Source organism: Nocardia sp. NPDC050713, assembly GCF_040654315.1.
GTDB lineage: Bacteria > Actinomycetota > Actinomycetes > Mycobacteriales > Mycobacteriaceae > Nocardia.
This window is the reverse complement of sequence record NZ_JBFAHS010000001.1, coordinates 558,592-580,005: the sequence shown is the minus strand read 5'-3', so window position 1 is coordinate 580,005 and position 21,414 is coordinate 558,592. Positions and strand designations below refer to the sequence as shown.

Genomic DNA, 21,414 nt, shown 5'->3' with positions numbered 1-21,414 from the left:
GCTACGAACAGCCGAGGGCCTAGGTCGCGTACCCCGCGAGCATCTCGCTCAGCAGATCGAGCTGCGCCCGCACCGCTTCGCTGTCGTTGTCGACCAGCCAGCGAAGCACGACGCCGTCGATCACATTGAGGGTGAACCGGCTCAGTGTCTGCACCGGCACCGACCACGAGGTGGCCGTGGCGTCGCGCGCGTGATCGAGGATGTCGGCGACCGTGGAGTCGTTGAAGGCGTACTGTTCGCGCGCGATCGCGAGTTTCTTCGGGGTCTGTTCCCCTTCGCGCAACGCATATGTGGTTGTTTCGTAAGTGAGCAGTTGTCGTTCCGGTGTGGCTTCGATGTTCAGCCACATCAGTTCGAGTCCGGCGCGCACCAATTTTTGAAGCGCTTCTTTTCCACTTTCGACGTCTTGCCAAACTGTTTCATTGGCGTCGACGGAATCGCGTAATTCCATCGACAACGCCTTGACCAGCTCGGTCATCAGCGCGTCCTTATTTTCGAAACAGTAATGCACCACACCGAGTGAGACACCGGCTGCTTGAGCCACATCGCGCGTGGTCACACCGGCCACGCCCTTTTTTTCGGCAAGGCCGATAGCGGCCTCGATAAGGTGGGCCCGTCGTTCTTCGACGCTCAATCGGGAGGACACCTCAGCGAGTTAAGCGCTCGCGGCGCGTGCAGTCAATTCGCGCCGCCGAAAAATCTGGACTGGACGTGCGTCCAGTTGTGTGGTTCGCTGCCAAACGGACGAAGGGAGGCTCGGATGCCGGTGTCACGCAGAACGGTTCTCGCCCGAACCGCGGCGGGGTCGGCGGCGCTCGCGGCCGCCACGACGATCGGATCGGGGCCGACCGCGGGTCCCGCCGCCGCCGCGCCGGACTCGGGCTATCAGGTGGGCGTCGGCATCTCCGACATCACCGGCCCGGCCGCCGAGTGCGGAATGATGGGTTACTCCCAGCTGGAGCAGACCACCGCGGGCATCCACCTGCGCCCGCGGGCGCGCGCGTACGTGATCGCCGCGGGCGGGCGGCGCGTCGTGTTCGTCGTCGCGGAGAACGGCATGATCTTCCAGTCGGTGCACCGCGGCGTGCTGCTCGAGCTGGCCCGTCGCTTCGGCGATCTCTACACCGAGCAGAACGTGCTGCTCACCTCCACTCACTCGCACGCGACCTGCGGCGGCTCCAGTCACGACTACGCCTACAACCTGTCCATCCTCGGCTTCCAACAGCAGGTGTACGACGCCGAGGTGAACGGGATCGTGGAGGCCGTCGCGGCCGCGCACGCCGATCTCGGGCCCGCGTCGCTCGCGCTTGGCCGCGCGGAACTGCACGATGCCAGCGTCAACCGCTCGCGCGTCGCCTTCGACCGCAACCCGGCCGCCGATCGCGCCTACTTCCCCGACGCCATCGACCCAACGGTGACCGCGCTCTCGATTGCCAAGGGCGGCAAGCGGATCGGCGCGATCACCTGGTTCGCGACGCACAACACGTCGATGACCAACGCCAACCGTTTGATCAGCGGTGACAACAAGGGTTACGCCTCCTTCGCCCACGAACACACCGACCACGGCGTCCGATACCTCGACGGCGCACCGGATTTCGTGTCGGCCTTCGCCCAGACCAACGCGGGCGACATGTCGCCGAACCTGAATCTGCGCCCCGGATCGGGGCCGACCGAGGACGAGTTCGAGAACACCCGGATCATCGGTGAACGCCAACACGACGCCGCCGAGAACGCGCTGAACGCGGCACGCTCCCTGAGCGGACCCGTCGACTCCCTGCTCTGCTACATCGACCTGGCGAACATCGCGGTAGACGGGCGATTCACCCCGGACGGTCGACCGCGGCACACCGCTCCGGCCGCCGCGGGCGTCTCGCTGATCGCGGGCAGCGTCGAGGACGGCCCCGGTCTGCCGGGCGGCCCGATCCCGGAAGGCGTGCGCAACCCGTTCCTCGGCGCGCTCGGCGATCCGAACCAGCCCGCACCGGCCTGGCTAGCGGATGCCCAGGCGCCCAAGGCGATTGCCGCGCCGCTCGGTCTGCTTCCGCCGGTGCCGTGGGTGCCGAGCGTGGTGCCGATCCAGCTGATGCGGATCGGCGAGTTGTACCTGGCCGCCGCGGGCGGTGAGTTCACCATCGTGTCCGGGCTGCGGGTGCGCAGGGCCGTGGCGGAGGCGCTGGGCGTCGACGTGGAACAGGTGCTGCTCCAGGGCTACGCCAATGCCTACCACGAATACGTCACCACCCCAGAGGAATACGACGCCCAGCAGTACGAGGGCGCCTCGACGCTGTACGGCCGCTACACGTTGCCCGCCTACCAGCAGGAATTCCACCGTCTGGCAACGGCTTTGGCGGCCGGGGCGACGGTCGCGCGCGGACCCGCGCCGCGTGACGTTTCGAACCTCCAGCCGAACTTCGTGCCCGCGCCGGGTCCCGACGCCACCCCGCCGGGCCGTGGCTTCGGCGACGTGCTGACCCAGCCCGCCTCCTGCGCACGCGGCGAACGCGTTGTCGCCGAGTTCGTTTCGGCCCACCCGAAGCACAACCCGCGACGCAACGGCACCTTCCTCGAGGTGCAGCGCAGCACCGGAACCGGCTGGGTGCGCGTTGCCAACGAGGGGGAGTGGGCGGTGCGGTATCACTGGAGCAAGCGCGGGTCCGCCGAATCGGTGGCCCGGTTCACCTGGGACGTTCCCGCCGACGCGGAGCCGGGGCAGTACCGTTTCGTGCACTTCGCCGACAGCCTCGGCGCCGACGGCGTACTGCGCCCCTTCACCGGGGTGAGCGCGGAATTCCAGGTGAGCTGATCACTCCAGACCGGTCTGCGCGCCCTTGTCGCCGCGCCGGGCGCCGCGGCGCTGGATCAAAAAGATGGTCGAGCCGATGAGGCCGACCACCAGACCCATCAGGCAGACGGGAAGCGCCGGCTCCCAGCTCTCGGGTCCGGCCCACACGACGATGGTGGCGACCACCCACAGCGCGCTGCCGACGACGAGCACCGGCCGCGGATCGGTCAGCCGCGGCGGGATCTCCGGCACTTTCTGGGTCACGGGCTCAGCGTAGCTGCGGGAACCGGCATGCCGCACCCAGCGGGTCCCGTATCGTTTGCCACTGTGACAACGTCATCGGATGTCAGAGCCCTCGCCGGTGAACTCTCGCTGGCGGTGGTTCGGCTGACGCGACATCTGCGGGGGCGACGCGCCGACTCACAGATCTCGCTGACCCAGCTCTCCGCCCTCGCCACCTTGGCGCGCGAGGGCGCGATGACGCCCGGCGCGCTGGCTGCCAAGGAGCGGGTGCAGCCGCCGTCGATGACCAGGGTCATCGCGTCGCTGACCGATCTGAAGTTGGTGGAGCGCAAGCCGCACCCGACAGACGGCCGCCAAATCATCGTCTCTCTCTCGGAATCCGGCCGGGCGCTGATCGCCGACGAGGCCAGCGCCCGCGAAGCCTGGATGACCGAACAGCTCTCCACCCTCACCGGCGACCAGCTCGAGATCCTCACCCGAGCCGTCGCCATCATGAAGCAGATCGTCTCCGAATCGGAGTAGTCCGCTTCGCGCGGGATCGCGAGTGGTGCTTCCCTACCTGGCGGCGAACGGCTGGTCGCTGTCGACGATCTCGCGTCCGAGCGGGAACAACGAGAGCGGAATGAACTTCAGGTTCGCCCAGCCGAACGGGATGCCGATGATCGACAGGAACAGCGGGATGCTGGTCAGCAGGTGGCCGAGCGCGAGCCACCAGCCCGCCACGATGAACCAGATGATGTTGCCGATCAGCGAGCCCGCCCCCGCGCCGGGCTTCTCCACCGTCGTGCGGCCGAACGGCCACAGCACGTAGGCCGCGATGCGGAACGAGGCGATGCCGAACGGGATCGTGATGATCAGGATGCAGCAGATGATCCCGGCCAGGATGTAGCCGAGCGCCATCCAGAACCCGGCGAAGATGAGCCAGATGATGTTGAGGACCAGCTGAAGCGGCTTCATATCTCCAGGATGCCAGCCAGCGCCCGGCCGCGGGGAAGTTACCGGCCGGGCGCGTCGGCCGGGAGAACCGGCCCCTTCGTCAGAAGAACCAACCCAGCACCGCGTCGCGATCGGCGCCGAACGCCTCCTCCAGCGTGCGCAGCTTGGCGGAATCCTTGGCCTGCAACCGATTCGCCGCCGCGAACGCGCGCGCCGGGTACGCGCCGAGGTACATGCTGCCGAGCACGTCGATGCCCAGTTCGATGTCGGCGGCCCGGTCGGTGCGCACGCACTCGGCGCGTCCGTCGCGCACGGTGAGCGCGAAAACGCCGCCCGCGTCGCGGAAGGGATCGGTGACGGAGAGGACGACATCGAGATCGGTCCGGTAGTCGCGGGCCGCGAGCGCCGCGGGGACGTCCATGAGACGCAGCCAGAGGCCGTCGTAGCGGGCGGTCGTGCGAACCAGCCGCGGGTTCTTCAGCAGGTAGGGGAGCGGGTCGTTGTCGCTGAGCTCCGCCTTGATCCGGGTGACCAGGTCCAGACCGAACAGCGCGCGCCAGAGCGCCGCGTGCGCGTCGGCGGTGACCGCCCGCATCTCGTCGATCTCGACGGTCATCTCCCTGGCTTCGTGGTGGTAGCGATACAGCGCGTAGCCGTCCGGATGCAGCAGCGTGAAAAGGTCGGAGCCGCCGCGGCGGAACCGCTCCGGATCGGCGAACAGGTTGCCCCACGACGCGTCCGGCCGCACCTGCGCGCCCGGCGTCAGCCTGCGCCAGCGGTCGTAGATCTCGCGAACCCGGTCGGTGACACTCGCGAGCATCACGAGCTCGACGCCACCCGGATCCGGTGTGGTCGGCAGGAATTCGGCGAACCTGCGGTCGATGGTGACCGCGTTCTGGCGCACCGCGGGGCCGTAGCCGAACCGACCGTAGATGCCGCCCTCGCTGGCCGTGAAAATGGTCAGCGGCAGGCCCTGCGCCTCGGTGCGCCGGTGCTGTTCGACGTACATCGCCCGCAGAATGCCGCGCCTGCGGTGCGTCGGCGCCACACCGACCCCCGCGATGCCGCGGGCCGAGACCGTTCGCTCACCCGGCACGGTCAGGATCATCTCTCGCGAGCGAACGTGCCCGACTACTCGATCACCGTCCACCGCCACGATCGAGTCCAGCGGCGCGAACAATTGCGCCGCCCGCCCCAACCACTCCTCGTCCGATCGAGTACCGAACGAGGTCTCGACGAGCAACCGAATCCCCGGGGCATCCGCCTCGGTCGCCGATCGAATGGTGATGCCGGGTACGAGCGTCATGGGCAGATCGTCCCATGTATGAACACCGCCGCGCACCGGAATTTCGCTGCGTCACCGCGCCGGTCGGCGGCCCGGGAACGGGAGGGAACGATTCGCGGGTGGCGGTTTCTGGTCGGGGTCCGGGGGCGGGCAGGATATGGCGGTGGCCGAAGTGATCGATATCGATGATCCCAGCGATTCCCGGGTCGACGATTTTCGCGACCTGGCGTCGGCGGATCGGCGGCCCGACCTGCCGGGGCGCAAGGGGCTGGTGATCGCCGAGGGCGTGGTTGTCGTGCAACGGATGCTGGACTCGCGCTTCCGGCCCAGCGCGCTGATGGGGGTCGCGCGCAGGTACGAGCAGTTGGCCGAGGATCTGGCCGCGGTGGATGTGCCGTTCTACCGGGCTACGGCCGAGGTCATGGCCGAGATCGTGGGGTTCCATCTCAATCGCGGGGTGCTCGCGGTGGCGCGGCGGCCCGCCGAGCTGACGCTCGACGAGGTGACCGAGGGCGCGCGAACCGTCGCCGTCTTGGAGGGCGTGAACGATCACGAGAATCTAGGGTCGATGTTCCGCAATGCGGCGGGGCTGGGGGCCGAGGCGATCCTGTTCGGGGACCGGTGCGCCGATCCGCTGTACCGGCGCGCGGTCCGGGTGTCGATGGGGCATGTCCTGCGGGTGCCGTTCGCGTCGGTGCCGGACTGGCCGAACGGCCTGGAACTACTGCGGCGCAAAGGCTTTCAGATCATCGCGCTCACCCCGAACCCCACGGCGCCGAATCTGGCCGCCGCGATGACGGGCAAGCGGGTCGCGCTGTTGCTCGGCGCGGAGGGGCCCGGACTCACCGAGGAAGCGATGCGGGCGACCGACATCCGCGCGCGCATCCCGATGTCGCCGGGCACCGATTCGCTGAATGTGGCCACGGCCGCGGCCATGGCGTTCTATGAACGAGTGAGAACGTCGTGAGGGACGAGGACATGGTGGATCACCCGACGAACGGCGCGTACCGCGGCTATCCGCCCGCGCAGGACCCGACGCCGTGGGCCGCGGGTATCACCGTGGTGGTGATGGTGGCGCTGCTGGCAGCGGTGGCCGTCTACGCGTTCGGGATCGCCCTCGCCCAGGTGCATCCGCTGCTGGCCGTCGCGGTGAACCTGGTCGCCGCCGGTGGCGCGGCGCCGACCGCGTGGCGCTCGCGGTTCACGCCGGTGACCAGGTGGGTGCTGCTCGGCTGCGGTGTCGGCGTTGTGCTCGGGTGGTTCGCGCTGATCGTCGAGGGTTTGTCGGCGCTGTGATGCCGCGGCGCTGGACGATCCGGCGCTGTGACTCCGGCGGCGAGTGATCCGGCGCCGGGACATTCGGCGGCCGAGACGATCGCCCTCAGCCGACGCGATCTCCGCCGCGCAGCCAACCGAACAGCCCACGCCTCGGCTTGATCGCGGGCTCGATCACTTCCGGGCCGATCGACTTCGAGCGATCCGGAGCCTCGCCTTTCGGGTACAGCGTGAATCCGCACACCGCGATATCGCCCGGCGCCAGCGCGCCCTGCGGCGAGGGAGCCCGGTAGTGGAAGCCGAGCCATTCGTTGTTGGCGGCGTCGGCGAAATCGGGCGGGTCGAAGGGCAGCGTCTGCGGGTCCGGCAATTCTCCGGCATGCCAGCGAACGGGATGCTCACCCGCCCAGTACGACCGCTCCCAGACCAGCGGAAGTCCCTCGTCCTCCAGGATGTTCACCCTGGTCGAACTGAACGCACGGCGGAATTCCCCGCGCTCCCAGTGCGCGAACGCGCCCCAGCCGATGAGGGTGTCGAAGGAGATCAGATAGGTGTGGTCGGAGGCGAGCGGGCGAACAAGCAGCTCCGGCAATCGTGTCGGCCTCGGTAGCGCGGCCTGTGCCGAACACACAACTGTGACACCGGGATAGCAGCCGATGTACACCTCGTCGGTGTCCGGGCCCGCGCAGCCGCCGAGCGTGCCGACCATCTTCGGCACCACGTCGTGGTCGCCGTAGAGCTGTTTGGCGAGCGCCAGCGCGGCCTCGGGCTCCGGGTCGTGATCGGCGCGCAGTACCGCCAACGGGTCGGGGGCGTCGACATACCAGAGAGACGAGGCTTTGGACAGCATTTCCGGCACCTCCCGATGGTCGCACGAAACTACTCCGCGAACTTCCAGCTACCGTCCGTGTCGGATGACGGCGCACGTCGTCTTCGACACATCGGAAAATCTACTCGCCTCGGACGACCCGCGACGCAGCTTCGGCAACGGAACACGCCAGCGCGAAGAGAATTTCGGGGCGCAATCGAGTTTTCGGGGTGGAACTGTGATCCAGCAACCTCGACTAGCGATTCAGCAAACTTCCGGGTGCGCCGAAAACCGCGGCGCGGCCGGTCAGTGACCCGAGCTGCGCACGCCGAGCAGCACGTCCTCCCAGGACGGCATGGGCGCCTTGCCGCGCTTGGTGCGGTTCGGCTTGGCGGGCGCGGACTTTGCGTTGCCGGGCTTGGTGTTCTCCTCGGCGGGCGCGGCGTTCGCGGCCGGAGCCGAGGTGTTCGCGGCGGCGGCCGGTGCGCTGGTGGTGGGAGCGCTCGCCGCCGGGGTGGCGGTCGTGCTCGTCGCGGGAGTGGTCTTGGCGCTCGCCGCGGGAGTGGTCTTGGCGCTCGGCGCGGGCGCCGTGTTGGTGCTCGCCGCCGGTGTCGCGGTGCTGGTGCTCGCGGCCGGGATCGTCGCCGCGCTACCGCCCGCGGCCACTGCCCGCTGCTCGAAGTACTCGTCCAGGGTCGGCTGCGGCTGCCGGGCCGTCGCGGGACGCGCGGTGGGCGCCGCGGGAGTTTCCTTGCGCGGCTCGACGACGGGTTCGGTCGGCGCGGGCGCCTCCAGCTCGGCTTGCGGCGGCAGGACGGTCGCCAGACCGCGCAGCGCACGGCCGAAATCGGGATCGATCAGATCCGCGGCGGGATCGTCGAGCGGCGAGACCGAACCGCCGTGCGCGTCGGGCTGGTAGCGCCAGTGCGCGGCGATCTCGGAACGCCCGTTCTGCCACTGCAACTGGGCGACCCAGAAGCCCTTCTCGTCCTTCCACGCATCCCACTCGGCGTTCTCGAGCGTGTGCCCGCGCTCGGTGAACGCGGCGGTGACGATATCGATCAGGGTTTCCACGGCGGGGCCGTCGGGGCGGACCGGGTGCGCCTTCTGGGCGAGCTCGGCGGCGCGGGCGCGCTCCAACAGCACGGGATACGCGAAACGCTCGACCCGGCTGGCGGGCATGCCGGATTCTTCGGTGACCTGTTCGACGGAGGCTCCGGCGCGGATACGAGCCTGGATATCGCGAGGACGCATAGAAGCTTCCATTTCGATCTCGATCTGGCCGAATCGGGCAAGGTCTCCGCGCGCGGCGGCTCGTAGCTTGTCGTCTGCGGGCAGCCGGAACTTCTGGCCGGACTCGGTGTCGATGCACACGATGTGCGTGGAGTCGGGCGTCACCCCGATCACTCGAAGTTCACGCACCGTTACCTCCTTATCGCGTCGGCTCGCGACACCGCCCACTTTCCGAAACAGTAGTGCACACTCGATGATCTCGAGGCAAGACACGCTGCACCAAAATCTGCCGCCCCCAGACGGAAAACGCTAATGTGTCCTCTTTGTGCGCGGGTGCGCGACCTGTCGTGTCGCGTTTTCGAGCGGTCGAGACTCGCGCCCGTCGCGCATGCGCCTGGACCGCTCGATAATCTGATCGTTCACGAATCCAGGCTGGTAGCGCGGGTGTTCAGTGGTCTTTACGAGGGTGCGGCTCTCGGTGGGTGATCAGAGCACGATGCCCGTGGTCTCGGTGAAACCACGGGCATCGAAAGAATTCGCTCAGGACAGCTTTTCGACGACCCAGTCGATGCTGCGGGTGAGCTGACTCACGTCGTCCGGATCGATCGCCGGGAACATGCCGACGCGCAGCTGGTTACGGCCCAGCTTGCGGTAGGGCTCGGTGTCGACGATTCCGTTGGCCCGCAGCACCTTCGCGACCTGCGCCGCGTCCACCGAGTCGGCGAAGTCGATGGTGCCGACGACCTGCGAGCGGTGCGCCGGATCGGTGACGTACGGGGTGGCGTATTCGCTCGACTCGGCCCACGAGTACAGCCGCGAGGAGGAATCCAGCGTCCGCTTGACCGCCCAGTCCAGGCCGCCGTTGCCGTTCAGCCACTCGATCTGGTTGGCGAACAACAGCAGGGTGCCCAGCGCCGGGGTGTTGTAGGTCTGGTCCTTGGTGCTGTTGTCGATCGCGACCGGCAGCGAGAGGAACTCGGGGGTCCAGCGGCCGCTGTTCTTGATCTCCTCGACCCGGGCCAGCGCCGCGGGGCTCATCAGCGCGACCCACAGGCCGCCGTCGGCGGCGAAGCACTTCTGCGGAGCGAAGTAGTAGACGTCGGCGTCGGTGATGTTCACCGGGAGGCCGCCCGCGCCGGAGGTGGCGTCGATGGCGATCAGCGCGTGCTCCGAACCGGCCGGACGCTGCACCGGAATGGCCACGCCCGTGGAGGTCTCGTTGTGCGCCCAGCCGATGAGGTCGGCCGACGGGTCGGCCACCGGCTCAGGGGCGCTGCCCGGCTCGGACGAGACGACGATCGGGTCGCCGATGAACGGGTTGCCCTTGGCGACGGCGGCGAACTTGCTGGAGAACTCGCCGTTGGTCAGGTGCAGCGAACGCTCGCGGATCAGGCCGAACGCGGCGGCGTCCCAGAACGCGGTGGTGCCGCCGTTGCCGAGGACGACCTCGTAACCATCCGGCAGGCCGAAGAGCTCGCGCAGGCCGTTGCGCACGCGCGCGACCACGTCCTTGACCGGCTTCTGCCGGTGCGAGGTTCCGAACACCGAGGCCCCCACCTTTACCAGGGACTCCAGCTGTTCCGGGCGCACCTTGGAGGGGCCGCAGCCGAACCGTCCGTCGGCGGGCTTGAGGTCGTCGGGAATGGTCGGGAACGCAGTGGTCATGGCCAATAGGGTAAAGCGTGTCCGACCTGCTCGGTTCGTGCGGGTGGGTGCCGCAGGGCCGTCACGTCCTGCAAATCGGCGAAGGTGTGATCAATTACTCATAGGGAAGCCGTATTGCTGTGGCGTACGACACAGTGCGGCTACCCTTTTCGGCCATGGGCATGGCGTCGGCTAACTCGGGGTGGCGGTTGCGGGCACGGCGATCACGGAATTTCGGCCTGCGGGCGGGCGCGCTGTCGGGCGCGGCGCGGCGTGAACTGCTGATCCACGGCACGGCGGGATCGGCGACCATCCTCGGGCGCAAGATCTCGTCGCCGTCGTTCGCCAGGACGTTCGGTGGCCCAGGACCGCAGCCGCGGCGGGAGCCCGGCCACGTCTTCTGGGTTCGGGTGCAGATCGACGGTGCGGTCCCGTACGAGACCCGGGTTCGGCAGCGCACGCGCGAGGAAGACCTGGAGTGGATGCAACCCGGCGACGTCGTTGCCTGCCGCGTCGATCCGGGAGACCGGGACCGGCTGGTGCTCTACATCCCCGACGCGGACGAGGCGACGAGGGTGAGCATCGCCAAGATTCTCGCCGACGGCCGCAGGGCCGACGCCACCGTGCTCGCCGCCGCTCCGGTGGCGGCCGATTACGCGGGCCACGACGATCCGGTGCTTCGCCTCGATCTCGAGCTGCGGGCCTGGGACGAACCGCGGCCGTGGCGGGTCCGCCTGATCCAGCCGCTGCCGCTGGCCGCGATCGGCCTCATCGATCTCGGTCAGCATCTCGAGGTGGCGTTCTTCGCCGTCGATCACGGCGAGTCCGTGGCGGTGGACTGGGCCGCCTCGCTCGGCGAGGAGTAGCCCGCCGCAGGGGGGATTCCGGCGTGCGCTGGCTGAGACGCCTTGGTTGCAATGGCCCGCACTAGGGTCGCCGGTGTGAGTGCGGCGCGGTCCAGACACAGTTACTCCGGGCAGTCGGTCGCGGAGCGGCAGGTGGAGCGCAGGGCGCTGTTCTTCGAGGCGGCGCTCACCGTCTTCGCGGAGAAGACGTACGCGCAGAGCTCGATCACCGATCTGTGCGCCGCCGCGGGTCTGTCGCGGCGGCAGTTCTACGAGCAGTACTCCGGGCGGGAGGAACTGCTCGTCGAGGTCTACGACCGGATCCACGCGCAGGCGCGCGCGGCCGTCGCCGAGGCGCTCGCCGCGGCCGGGACCACCGACACGCGCACGCTGCTCGACGCGGGCATTCGGGCCTATGTCGGAGCGGTCGTCGGCGACATCCGCAAGGCGAAAGTGGCCTTCGTAGAGATCGTCGGCGTCAGCGAGGCGGTCGAGCTGCATCGCGCGCGGGTCAGGGACGAATGGGGCGCGGTGGTCGAGGTGGCCGCGGCGGCGCTGCCGGATGTGCGCACCCCGCCGGGCGGCTGGCGCGTCGCGATGGCCGCGTTCATCGGCGCGGTCAACGGCGTGGTGCACCAGTGGAGCCTGGACGAGCCGCGTCCGCCGGTGGACGTCCTCGTCGACGTGCTGACCACCCTGCTCAGAGCACTCGCGTTGCCAGAGGGCGCGGCCAACTGATTGCGATCGACACCACATTCGTGCCATAGTGTGGCCCACATTGAGACGCGGGAGTCTCAATCGCGAAGTCGAAGGATGTGGGTCGATGAGGACCGTCACCGGATCGCGCTGGACGCGCCGGTTCCACACTGTGTTGATGAACGCCGGGGCGGTGTCGATGCGCGCCGGGGCGGTGTTGACGATGGCCGCGGCGGTCGCGGGGGTCGGGGCGCAGGCAGGCGCCGAGCCCGGCGCGCCCGAGGCTCCGCCCATCGAGGCCGCGCGGGTGCTGCCGCTGCCGCCCGAGCTGGATCCGGGCTTCTATCGCCAACCACCGGAGGTGCTCGCCGCCACCGCACCGGGCGAGGTGATCGCGGTACGCCAGGTCAACGTCGCCAATTTCGGTTTGATCCCGCTCAACGTCGACGCCTGGCAGGTGTCCTACCGCTCCAACGACAGTCGCGACCAACCGATTTCGGCGGTCGCCACGCTCATCAAGCCGCGCGGCGTCGCGCCGGAACCGCGCAAGCTGCTTTCGGTGCAGATCGCCGAGGACTCGACGGCGGGCTACTGCACCCCGTCGTACGCGTTGCAGCATCTATCGATCGCGCCGCTGGTCGGCCAGATCGTCGCGCCCGGCGAGTTCGTCTTCGCGCAGGCCGCGTTGCAGCAGGGCTGGGCGGTCGTCATCCCCGATCACCAGGGCCCGAACTCGGCGTACGCCGCGGGGCCGCTCGGCGGCCGGATCACCCTGGACGGCATCCGCGCCGCGACGGCCTTCGAGCCGCTCGGCGTCGGACCGGACGCGCCGGTGGGAATGTACGGCTACTCCGGCGGGTCGATGCCGACCGGACACGCCGCCGAGCTGCACAAGACCTACGCGCCCGAATTGAACATCGTCGCCGCGGCGCAGGGCGGCGTCGGCGCCGATCTCGGCGCGACGCTGAACATGGCGAACAACCAGGCGACGTCCGGACTGGTCTTCGCGGCGGTGATGGGCCTCGCGCGGGAGTACCCCGACTTCGCGGCGTTCCTGGACCGCAACATCGACCCCCTGGGTCGTGCGCTGATGGCCTTGAAGGCGCCGCTGTGCGTGCAATACCAGTCGGCGCTGTTCCCGTTCCTGAACATGAAGGGCCTGCTGCGGACGCAGGGGGACCCGTTGCACGACCCCGTGGTCCAAGCCATGCTCGAGGACACCAAGCTCGGCAAGACCGTGCCGGACATGCCGATGTTCCTCTGGCATTCGGCGTGGGACGAGATCCTGCCGCTCGGCTCGACCGACCAGTTGGTGAACACCTACTGCCAGAACCCGGACGCGCGGGTCCAGTACACCCGCGACCACGCCAGCGAACACATCCTCGCCGAGGTCGCCGGTGGACCGGCGGCGCTGCTGTGGCTGCGGGACCGGCTGAACGGCGTGCCCGCGGCGTCCGGTTGCGCCACCACCGACATGCCGACCATGCTCGCGACTCCGGGGGAGCTGCCCTTCCTGGCCTCGGTCTTCGGTGAGACCGTCGCGTCGTTCTTCGGCAAGCCGATCGGCGCGCGCTAGACCGCGTCACAACAGCCGTTCTCCAGCGTCGCCGGATACGACACGAGCCGGAAGCCTTGACGGGCAAGTCAACCCGTCGAGGCGTCCGGCTCGCGAACGTGTTCGATGCTCAGAGGTGGGCGATGGCGGACCAGCCCGCGACCTCTTCCGGCTTGCGCGCGGCGGGGCCGGTGTAGATGGCAGCCGGACGCACCAGCTTGCCGAGCTGCTTCTGCTCCAGGATGTGCGCGCACCAACCCGCGGTCCGGCCACAGGTGAACATGGCGGGCATCATGTGCGCGGGGACCTCGGCGAAATCGAGGATGACCGCGGCCCAGAACTCCACGTTGGTCTCGATGGCGCGGTCGGGACGACGCTCACGCAGCTCGGCGAGCGCGGCCTGCTCCAGCGCCGCCGCCACCTCGTAGCGCGGGGCGCCCAGACGCTTGGCGGTGGCGCGCAGCACGCGGGCGCGCGGGTCCTCGGCCCGGTACACCCGGTGGCCGAAGCCCATCAGCTTCTCCTTGCGGTCGAGGATGCCCTTGACCAGCGCGCGGGCGTCGCCCGTCTTCTCGACCTCTTCGATCATCGGCAGCACGCGGGCCGGTGCGCCGCCGTGCAGCGGGCCGGACATCGCGCCGATCGCGCCGGAGAGCGAGGCCGCCACGTCCGCGCCGGTCGACGCGATGACGCGGGCGGTGAAGGTGGAGGCGTTCATGCCGTGCTCGGCGGCGGAGACCCAGTAGGCGTCGATGGCCTCGGTGTGCCGCGGGTCCGGGTCGCCCTTCCAGCGGGTCATGAAGCGCTCGGTGACCGTGGTGCACTCGTCGATCTTCTTCTGCGGCACCGCGGGCTGGTAGATGCCGCGCGCCGACTGCGCGACGTAGGACAGCGCCATCACCGAGGCGCGGGCCAGGTTCTCGCGGGCTTCCTGGTCGTCGATGTCGAGCAACGGCTGGTAGCCCCAGATCGGCGCGAGCATGGCCAGACCGGCCTGCACGTCGACGCGCACGTCGCCGGTGTGCACCGGCAGCGGGAACGGCTCGGCCGGCGGCAGACCGTGGCCGAACTCCCCGTCGACCAGCAGCGCCCACACGTCACCGAAGGTCACCCGGCCGCCGACCAGGTCCTCGATGTCGACGCCGCGGTAGCGCAGCGCGCCGCCGTCCTTGTCCGGTTCGGCGATATCGGTGGTGAAGGCCACCACGCCCTCGAGGCCGCTGACGAAATCGCTCGGTACGGTGGCCTGGCCACCGGGAACAGCGGGGCTGGTAGTCATGTTGTGACTCTCCTTGCACTTCGGGTCGCACGAGTTCTCGCCGCTTGCGACTGCTTGCAGGCCGCTCGAAGCAACGCCGCTAGCGACTGCTTGCAGGTCGCTGGAAACAACAGCCGAGGGTGTCGCTCCGCCGAGCACATGCCGATCACCAAAACCTTAGCTCCCTGCTACCGCGGAGTAACGTCTGGCCCATGCGTGACCTGGACAATTCAGCGTCGAATCCCGCCCTGTTCCCGCCGGACGCGAACGGGGACGCGATGGAGCTCCCGGTGAGCTCCGATCTGTCCGCGATGCGAGTGGAATACGGCGGCGCGCCGTTCGGCTCCGGCGAGGACATCGACCTGGACGAAACCTGGCTGGCAGGGGGCTGGGAGCCGCTGCTCCGGCACTGGATCGAGCAGGCCACCGCGGTCGGCATCGCCGAACCCAACGCGATGGTTCTCGCCACGGTGTCGCTCGTCGACGGCACGCCGCGACCGGTCGCCAGAACGGTGCTGTGTAAAGGACTCTCGCCGGAGGGTGTGACTTTTTACACGAATTACGACTCCGCCAAGGGCGCGCAACTGGCCGCGGTCCCGTTCGCCGCGGCGACGTTCCTATGGCCCGCGCTCGGCAGGCAGGTGCACCTGCGCGGACCGGTCGAGAAGTCCTCCGTCGAGCAGACCGAGGTGTACTGGCGCTCGCGTCCGCGCGACTCGCAGCTCGGCGCCTGGGCCTCGCAGCAGTCCCGCCCGATCGGCTCGCGGGCCGAGCTGGACCGCGCGCTGGCCGAGACCACCGCGCGCTTCGCCGACGTCGACGTGATCCCGGTGCCCCCGCACTGGGGCGGCTATCTGCTGCGTCCCGACGAGGTGGAGTTCTGGCAGGGCCGAAGGGGTCGGCTGCACAACCGGATCCGGGTGCGGGTCGCCGAGGGACGCATGCGCGTCGACCGGCTGCAACCGTGACAACAGATGAATCATGTGATGAATCTCGCGTCGTCTCGCCGACCGGGAACTCGCTAACCTCCGGCCGGTGAAGCTGCTCGCCGACACCACCCCGCTGCGCAACCCCGACTACCGCAGGCTGTGGACGACCAACATCGTCACCGTCATCGGGGCGCAGCTCTCGGTGGTCGCGGTGCCGCAGCAGATCTTCCAGATCACCGGCAGCTCCGGATATGTCGGCCTCGCCGGACTTTTCGGCCTGGTGCCGCTGATCGTGTTCGGGCTGTGGGGCGGCGCGCTCGCCGACGTCATGGACCGGCGCAAGCTGATGGTGATCACCACCGCGGGCACCGGCGTGACCGCCGTGCTGTTCTGGGCGCAGGCCGCGGCCGGGCTCGACAACGTCTGGGTGGTGCTGATCCTGTTCGCGCTGCAACAGGCGTTCTTCGCGGTGAACCAGCCGACCCGCAGCGCGGCCATCTCCCGCATCCTGCCGCCCGAGCAACTCGCCGCCGCGAGCTCGCTGAGCATGACCGTGCAGCAGGTCGGCGCCATCGCGGGGCCGGTGCTCGCCGGTGCGCTCATCCCGCTGATCGGGCTGTCCACTTTGTATCTCGTCGACGCCATCGCACTGCTCGTCACGCTGTGGGCGGTCTGGCGGCTGCCCGCGTTCCCGCCGACCGGCGACGCGCGCCGGGCCGGATTCCGCACGGTCCTGGACGGTTTCACCTACCTGGCCACCCAGCGCATTCTGCTCGCCTCGTTCCTCGTCGACGTCATCGCGATGGTGTTCGGCATGCCGCGGGCGCTGTTCCCGCAGATCGCGCACGAGACCTTCGGCGACCCGGCCACCGGCGGTGTCGCGCTCGGCCTGCTGTTCGCGGCCATGTCGGCGGGCGCGGTGCTCGGCGGCGTGTTCTCCGGCTGGATTCCGCGCCTCCGCCGCCAAGGGCTCGCCGTCGTCGTCTGCATCGCGCTGTGGGGCGTCGCGATGGTCGGCTTCGGGCTCGCGGTCGGCTTGGCCGGTCACCTGTTCGGTCTCGGCGTCTGGCTGTGGATCGCGGTGGCGTTCCTCGCCTTCGGCGGCGCGGTCGACATGGTCTCCGCCGCGCTGCGCACCACGATGTTGCTGACCGTCGCCACCGACGAGATGCGCGGCAGGCTGCAAGGCGTGTTCATCGTGGTGGTCGCGGGCGGCCCGCGGATCGGTGATGTTGCCCACGGTTTTGCCGCGGCGAGCCTGGGTACCGCGGTGGCCGCGGCGGGCGGCGGAGTTCTCGTGGTGATCGGGGTCCTGCTGGCCGCCTTGGCCTTCCCGGCTTTCGTTCGCTACCGGGTCGCCCGCGCGCACACCGAATCGCTGCCCGCCTGACCGACGAAACCTCACGTGACGACACGGCGTTTGTGAGGTCGTCAGGTGGGCACCCTCGTGGTCGGGCCGCGTGGACAGCGACTAGCGTCTAGGTAATCGCACCGCCGTGCCGACCGCACTCCGATGCCGACGGTCCTAGCCTGAGAGGGATCCTTCCGTGCCCGAGAACGACATCAACGACGCCAAACCGGTGCTGAGCTACCCGGGTGGCGAATACGCCATGACGATCACCGAAGCCTCCGAAGGCAACGACGGTGTCGACCTCGGCAAATTGCTGGCCAGCACCGGGTACGTCACATACGACCCCGGCTTCATGAACACCGCCCCGACCAAGTCGGCGATCACCTACATCGATGGCGAAGCGGGCATCCTGCGCTACCGCGGCTACCCGATCGACCAGCTGGCCGGTTCCTCGACCTTCATCGAGGTCAGCTACCTGCTCATCTACGGCGAGCTGCCGACCCAGGCCCAGCTCGACGAGTTCACCGACCGGATCCGCCGCCACACGCTGCTGCACGAGGATCTGAAGCGGTTCTTCGACGGCTTCCCGCGCAACGCGCACCCGATGCCGGTGCTCTCCTCCGCGGTCAACGCGCTGTCGGCCTACTACCAGGACTCGCTGGACCCGCGCGACCCCGAGCAGGTCGAGCTGTCCACCATCCGGCTGCTCGCCAAGCTGCCGACCATCGCGGCCTACTCGTACAAGAAGTCGGTCGGCCAGCCGTTCCTCTACCCGGACAACTCGCTGAGCCTGGTGGAGAATTTCCTGCGGATGACCTTCGGCTTCCCGGCCGAGCCCTACGAGGTCGACCCCGAAGTGGCCGCCGCGCTGGACATGTTGCTGATCCTGCACGCCGACCACGAGCAGAACTGTTCCACCTCGACGGTGCGTCTGGTCGGCTCCTCGGACGCCAACCTGTTCACCTCGGTGTCCGGCGGCATCAACGCGCTGTGGGGCCCGCTGCACGGCGGCGCCAACCAGGCCGTCCTGGAAATGCTCGACGACATCAAGGCTCAGGGCGGCAACGTCAAGGAGTTCATCCGCAAGGTCAAGGCCAAGGAAGACGGCGTGAAGCTCATGGGCTTCGGGCACCGCGTCTACCGCAACTACGACCCGCGCGCCTCCATCGCCAAGAAGCACGCCGACGCGATCCTGCGCAAGCTCGGCGGGGACGACGAACTCTTCGACATCGCGCAGGCGCTCGAAGAGGCCGCGCTGACCGACGACTACTTCATCTCGCGTCAGCTCTACCCGAACGTCGACTTCTACACCGGCGTCATCTATAAGGCCATGGGCTTCCCGACCCGCATGTTCACCGTGCTGTTCGCGATGGGCCGGCTGCCCGGCTGGATCGCGCACTGGCGCGAAATGCACAGCGAGCCGCTGAAGATCGGTCGTCCGCGCCAGATCTACACCGGTTACGGCGCGCGCGACTACCGCGAGATCACCAACCGCTGACAATCCAACCCACCTATCGAAGGGGATAGCCGAATGACCAAGCCGGTTGTCGAATTCCAAGCGGGCCCCGCGCCCACCGAGCTCGTGATCAAGGACCTCACCGTGGGCGAGGGCAAGGAAGCCGTGCCCGGTGGCACCGTCGAGGTGCACTACGTCGGAGTCGAATTCGACAGCGGCGAGGAATTCGACTCGTCGTGGAAGCGTGGCGAATCCATCAGCTTCCCGCTGCGCGGCCTGATCCAGGGCTGGCAGGACGGCATCCCCGGCATGAAGGTCGGCGGCCGCCGCCAGCTCACCATCCCGCCGGAGCTCGCCTACGGCCCGGCCGGCGCGGGTCACCATCTTTCCGGCAAGACCCTGGTCTTCGTGATCGACCTGATCGACGTCTTGTCGTAAGCGACGAAATCGTGGCCCGTACTCCCCCGGAGTGCGGGCCACAGTCGTATCCGGCTCGAGTCGGTGGAACCAGAACGGGTTTCGATGCGTCGAAGAGGGTGTGGGCATTGTTCGGCGCCGTCGCTTCTCGGACGAGGGCGGCCGCCGCCTGCGCTCCGAGCCGCCGTCATCGGACCGGCTCGCGGTGTGGGCGTTGGTTATAGTCGCCGGAAGACCTACGCGCGGAGGGGAAGCAGGGTGAGCATGCGAGCGATGGACAAGGCCGTGCTGATGGTGGGGGTGCTCGCCGCGGGGGTCGGGTTGGCGGGGTGTGGGGGGTCGACCGAGGGGGAGGCGCGGCCGAGTTCCGCGGCTACCAGCGCGACGACGGCGTCGGGGTTGGCGGTGGATGTGCCGCAGAGTTACAACCCGTGTACGGATGTGCCGGAGAGTGTTTTGAAGTCGGAGCGGTTGGTGAAAGCCGTCGCGGATAACAAGGCGAATGCCGACGGGCCCGATGGGGTCAAGTGGCGGGGATGTCGATGGGTGCAATCGAACGGATACGCCGTAAGCATCCAGGTGACCAACATGACTGTTCCGTACGTTCGCGAGAACTACTTCAACGACGTCCGCGAGCTTGCGATCGCGAGTCGCCCAGCGATCACTGCTCGGCGAAGTGACACACGCAGCAGTGAAGTGTGCAGCATCAATGTGGAGATGCGAGGCGGCACGTTGGAGTTTCATCTCGACAATCCGCCGTCGCGTCGAGAAACAGGCCATATCGATACGTGTCAGCTGGGACTCGCCCTTGCCGAGAAGGTCGTCCCTACGCTGCCTGCCGGTGCATAACGACGAATACCAATGGGGAGACCACATCGGGGAGGGAAGAGAACGACATGACAGACAGTACGCCGCGGCCCATCGCGAACCTCATCACAGAAGCTCGCGAGGGTCGGTTGACGCTGCGAATCGAGCCAGAAGAGTTCGTCTACATCGATCGCGACTGCGAGCGGTTCAAACTCTTGATCCAGTCGATGCAACATGAGGCGCAAGCGATTTCGGAAATCGAACAAAAGCAGTGGGGTATCGGCGCAGACAACGCGATTCTTACCTCAGCGCAAACCCTGGTCGACCGGTTCCGCACCAAGGGAAAAGGTTCCGACAACAGCATCCACGCGATCCTCGAGGACCACTTCCGAATCGTCGAGGACATCCAAACTCTCCACCGGGAGATCCGCCAGCGCTACGTGGATGCCGACGCCACCTTCGCGGCGCGCGTGAACAACCTCTTGGCCCAGCTCCCCGAGCAGCCGACCCCCATCGATCCCGCGCAGAGTCAGCCCGGTGTCGGTCAGCCCGAAGTACTTTCGCCACAGGGGACTCCGTCGTGAACGAGAACGAACCGGCCCGCATCACCGGTGGTGGCGAACTACCGAAGAAGTACAAGCACGTCGAAATCAGCGGCGCGTTCAACCCGCTCCAGCCGACCCTGGCGCACGGCATCGCGGACCGCTACAAAACCCTTGCCACGCAGTGGGAAGCGGGCGTCGAAGTCTTCTACTCGAGCATCAAGAAATCGATCGATGGCGCTTGGGATGGCAATGCCGCCGACAAGGCCCTGGACGCGATCAAGCGCTACACCAAGTCCGCGCAAGATCTGACCACTCCGCTCACCAACCTCGGCACCCGAGTCGGCGAAGCCGCCCAAGCCATCGCCGACACCAACAGCCGCCTCCCCGAACCTGTCGAGGAAAAGGCTTGGTGGCACAAGGATTCCTGGCCCTGGGTCGGCACCAATCGCGACGGTGTGATCGAGGACCGCCAAGAGGAAGCCCAGGCGGTGATGAAGGACTACTACGTCACGCCATTCGTCGGTCTCGACGGCAAGATCCCGGTCCTTCCGCAGCCGATCGATCCGACCAACCCGCTCGATATCTCGGCGCCCACCAAGAACGGCGACGGCAACGGCGATGGGAACGGCAACGGCAACGGCAATGGGAACGGGACGAACACGGGCGTGAACCCAGGGGACGACCCGACGACCACCGAGGACACCACGGACGACCCGGGCGCCGAGGACGAGCCGACCGACGAGTCGACCACCGACGACACCTCCACCGACCCGAGTTCCACGGACACCACGCCGAGTTCGACGACCCCGGCCGGTACCGACCCGACCAAGCCCGGCGCCAATCAGCCCACCGTGCCTGCGGGCACCAACCCCGCCGGAACACCGGGCGGCCCGGGCCCCGGCATCCCCGGCCCCGGACCCGGTACCGGGACGCCATCTCCTGGTCGCGGTATCCCCGGCGCCCCGGGCGCTCCCGGAACGAATCCGGCCGGAGCAGCGGCGGCGGCCACCACCCCCGGCCGCGGTATGGCCGGTATGCCCGGAATGGGTGGACTCGGCGCGCGCCCCGGCGGCAAGTCCGAGGACGACGGCGACCACAAGATCCCGGAGTACTTGATCACCATGGAGAACACCGAGGAGTTGCTCGGCGAGCTGCCGAAGACGTTGCCGGGCGGCGTGATCGGGGAGCATCCGCCCGAGTAGTGACCCGCGTGGCCAACCGTCGCCGGGCGCACAGCCCCTGCGTGTGCGGCCAACCTTCGCGGCGCACGACCCTCCGCGCCCGAACCTCGCGCACGATCGGCCCGCCACCCTCGTCCCCGACCCCATGGTCGACCCGCCACGCTTCCG

22 protein-coding genes are annotated in these 21,414 nt (G+C 68.4%); 14 read left to right on the top strand and 8 right to left on the bottom strand.

From position 1 onward, the window contains the following. Positions 1-19: 19 nt before the first annotated feature. Entirely contained in the window at positions 20-634 is a 615-nt protein-coding gene (locus AB0H49_RS02120; protein ID WP_355000259.1) for a TetR/AcrR family transcriptional regulator, read from the bottom strand. Positions 635-760: 126 nt separating this feature from the next. Between AB0H49_RS02120 and AB0H49_RS02115 the strand changes: the two genes are divergently transcribed. Further along, the gene (locus AB0H49_RS02115) at positions 761-2,803 is read left to right on the top strand and encodes a neutral/alkaline ceramidase (RefSeq protein ID WP_357246158.1); all 2,043 of its coding nucleotides are present in this window, start codon (positions 761-763) and stop codon (positions 2,801-2,803) included. Here the strand turns inward: AB0H49_RS02115 and AB0H49_RS02110 are convergent, their stop codons facing one another. Further along, a complete protein-coding gene (locus AB0H49_RS02110) occupies positions 2,804-3,046 on the bottom strand; it encodes a DUF2530 domain-containing protein (protein ID WP_355000257.1) in 243 nt (80 codons plus the stop codon). A 63-nt stretch (positions 3,047-3,109) separates the two neighbouring features. Here AB0H49_RS02110 and AB0H49_RS02105 point away from each other — a divergent pair, with 63 nt between their 5' ends. Then, positions 3,110-3,547, top strand: coding sequence for a MarR family transcriptional regulator (locus AB0H49_RS02105; protein ID WP_357246154.1), 438 nt, complete (start codon positions 3,110-3,112; stop codon positions 3,545-3,547). 33 nt (positions 3,548-3,580) lie between these two features. Here AB0H49_RS02105 and AB0H49_RS02100 read toward each other — a convergent pair whose 3' ends face one another. Continuing rightward, the gene (locus AB0H49_RS02100; protein WP_355000255.1) at positions 3,581-3,982 is read right to left on the bottom strand and encodes a YccF domain-containing protein; all 402 of its coding nucleotides are present in this window, start codon (positions 3,980-3,982) and stop codon (positions 3,581-3,583) included. Between the two features lie 79 nt (positions 3,983-4,061). Next, positions 4,062-5,267, bottom strand: a complete 1,206-nt coding sequence (locus AB0H49_RS02095; RefSeq protein ID WP_357246151.1) for a GNAT family N-acetyltransferase — start codon at positions 5,265-5,267, stop codon at positions 4,062-4,064. A 142-nt stretch (positions 5,268-5,409) separates the two neighbouring features. Here AB0H49_RS02095 and AB0H49_RS02090 point away from each other — a divergent pair, with 142 nt between their 5' ends. Further along, positions 5,410-6,213, top strand: a complete 804-nt coding sequence (locus tag AB0H49_RS02090; RefSeq protein ID WP_357246148.1) for an RNA methyltransferase — start codon at positions 5,410-5,412, stop codon at positions 6,211-6,213. A gap of 11 nt (positions 6,214-6,224) precedes the next feature. Further along, complete coding sequence (locus AB0H49_RS02085; RefSeq protein ID WP_357246592.1) at positions 6,225-6,542, top strand: DUF2537 domain-containing protein; 318 nt, start codon at positions 6,225-6,227, stop codon at positions 6,540-6,542. A gap of 85 nt (positions 6,543-6,627) precedes the next feature. On the opposite strand, the gene AB0H49_RS02080 is transcribed toward AB0H49_RS02085, so the two are convergent. From AB0H49_RS02080 to serC, 3 genes are all read right to left on the bottom strand, one after another. Next, complete coding sequence (locus AB0H49_RS02080; protein ID WP_355000252.1) at positions 6,628-7,371, bottom strand: hypothetical protein; 744 nt, start codon at positions 7,369-7,371, stop codon at positions 6,628-6,630. 264 nt (positions 7,372-7,635) lie between these two features. Further along, entirely contained in the window at positions 7,636-8,751 is a 1,116-nt protein-coding gene (gene sepH / locus AB0H49_RS02075; protein ID WP_357246145.1) for a septation protein SepH, read from the bottom strand. 351 nt (positions 8,752-9,102) lie between these two features. Continuing rightward, positions 9,103-10,227, bottom strand: coding sequence for a phosphoserine transaminase (gene serC, locus AB0H49_RS02070; protein WP_355000250.1), 1,125 nt, complete (start codon positions 10,225-10,227; stop codon positions 9,103-9,105). 155 nt (positions 10,228-10,382) lie between these two features. Between serC and AB0H49_RS02065 the strand changes: the two genes are divergently transcribed. The 3 genes from AB0H49_RS02065 to AB0H49_RS02055 all read left to right on the top strand — a co-directional run bounded on the left by AB0H49_RS02065 (position 10,383) and on the right by AB0H49_RS02055 (position 13,323). Then, entirely contained in the window at positions 10,383-11,072 is a 690-nt protein-coding gene (locus tag AB0H49_RS02065; protein ID WP_357246142.1) for a hypothetical protein, read from the top strand. 75 nt (positions 11,073-11,147) lie between these two features. Then, complete coding sequence (locus tag AB0H49_RS02060; RefSeq protein ID WP_357246140.1) at positions 11,148-11,789, top strand: TetR/AcrR family transcriptional regulator; 642 nt, start codon at positions 11,148-11,150, stop codon at positions 11,787-11,789. 85 nt (positions 11,790-11,874) lie between these two features. Further along, the gene (locus tag AB0H49_RS02055) at positions 11,875-13,323 is read left to right on the top strand and encodes a lipase family protein (RefSeq protein ID WP_357246137.1); all 1,449 of its coding nucleotides are present in this window, start codon (positions 11,875-11,877) and stop codon (positions 13,321-13,323) included. A 109-nt stretch (positions 13,324-13,432) separates the two neighbouring features. On the opposite strand, the gene AB0H49_RS02050 is transcribed toward AB0H49_RS02055, so the two are convergent. Further along, positions 13,433-14,581 carry a citrate synthase 2 gene (locus AB0H49_RS02050; protein WP_355000246.1) on the bottom strand — a complete coding sequence of 383 codons (1,149 nt, stop codon included), beginning with the start codon at positions 14,579-14,581 and terminating at the stop codon, positions 13,433-13,435. Positions 14,582-14,838: 257 nt separating this feature from the next. Between AB0H49_RS02050 and pdxH the strand changes: the two genes are divergently transcribed. The 7 genes from pdxH (at position 14,839) to AB0H49_RS02015 (ending at position 21,267) form a co-directional block, all read left to right on the top strand. Next, the gene (pdxH, locus tag AB0H49_RS02045) at positions 14,839-15,528 is read left to right on the top strand and encodes a pyridoxamine 5'-phosphate oxidase (RefSeq protein WP_355000546.1); all 690 of its coding nucleotides are present in this window, start codon (positions 14,839-14,841) and stop codon (positions 15,526-15,528) included. A 67-nt stretch (positions 15,529-15,595) separates the two neighbouring features. Beyond that, positions 15,596-16,879 carry an MFS transporter gene (locus AB0H49_RS02040; RefSeq protein ID WP_355000245.1) on the top strand — a complete coding sequence of 428 codons (1,284 nt, stop codon included), beginning with the start codon at positions 15,596-15,598 and terminating at the stop codon, positions 16,877-16,879. A gap of 157 nt (positions 16,880-17,036) precedes the next feature. Continuing rightward, positions 17,037-18,338 (top strand): citrate synthase, encoded by a 1,302-nt coding sequence (locus AB0H49_RS02035; RefSeq protein ID WP_355000244.1) that lies wholly within the window; start codon positions 17,037-17,039, stop codon positions 18,336-18,338. Positions 18,339-18,371: 33 nt separating this feature from the next. Beyond that, positions 18,372-18,734, top strand: a complete 363-nt coding sequence (locus AB0H49_RS02030) for an FKBP-type peptidyl-prolyl cis-trans isomerase (RefSeq protein WP_355000243.1) — start codon at positions 18,372-18,374, stop codon at positions 18,732-18,734. A gap of 252 nt (positions 18,735-18,986) precedes the next feature. Continuing rightward, complete coding sequence (locus AB0H49_RS02025) at positions 18,987-19,562, top strand: DUF3558 domain-containing protein (protein ID WP_357246132.1); 576 nt, start codon at positions 18,987-18,989, stop codon at positions 19,560-19,562. Between the two features lie 47 nt (positions 19,563-19,609). After that, positions 19,610-20,104, top strand: coding sequence for a hypothetical protein (locus AB0H49_RS02020; protein WP_357246129.1), 495 nt, complete (start codon positions 19,610-19,612; stop codon positions 20,102-20,104). Further along, positions 20,101-21,267, top strand: coding sequence for a WXG100 family type VII secretion target (locus AB0H49_RS02015; protein ID WP_357246126.1), 1,167 nt, complete (start codon positions 20,101-20,103; stop codon positions 21,265-21,267). Before AB0H49_RS02020 ends, AB0H49_RS02015 begins: the two co-directional genes overlap by 4 nt. The last annotated feature ends 147 nt before the right edge of the window (positions 21,268-21,414 follow it).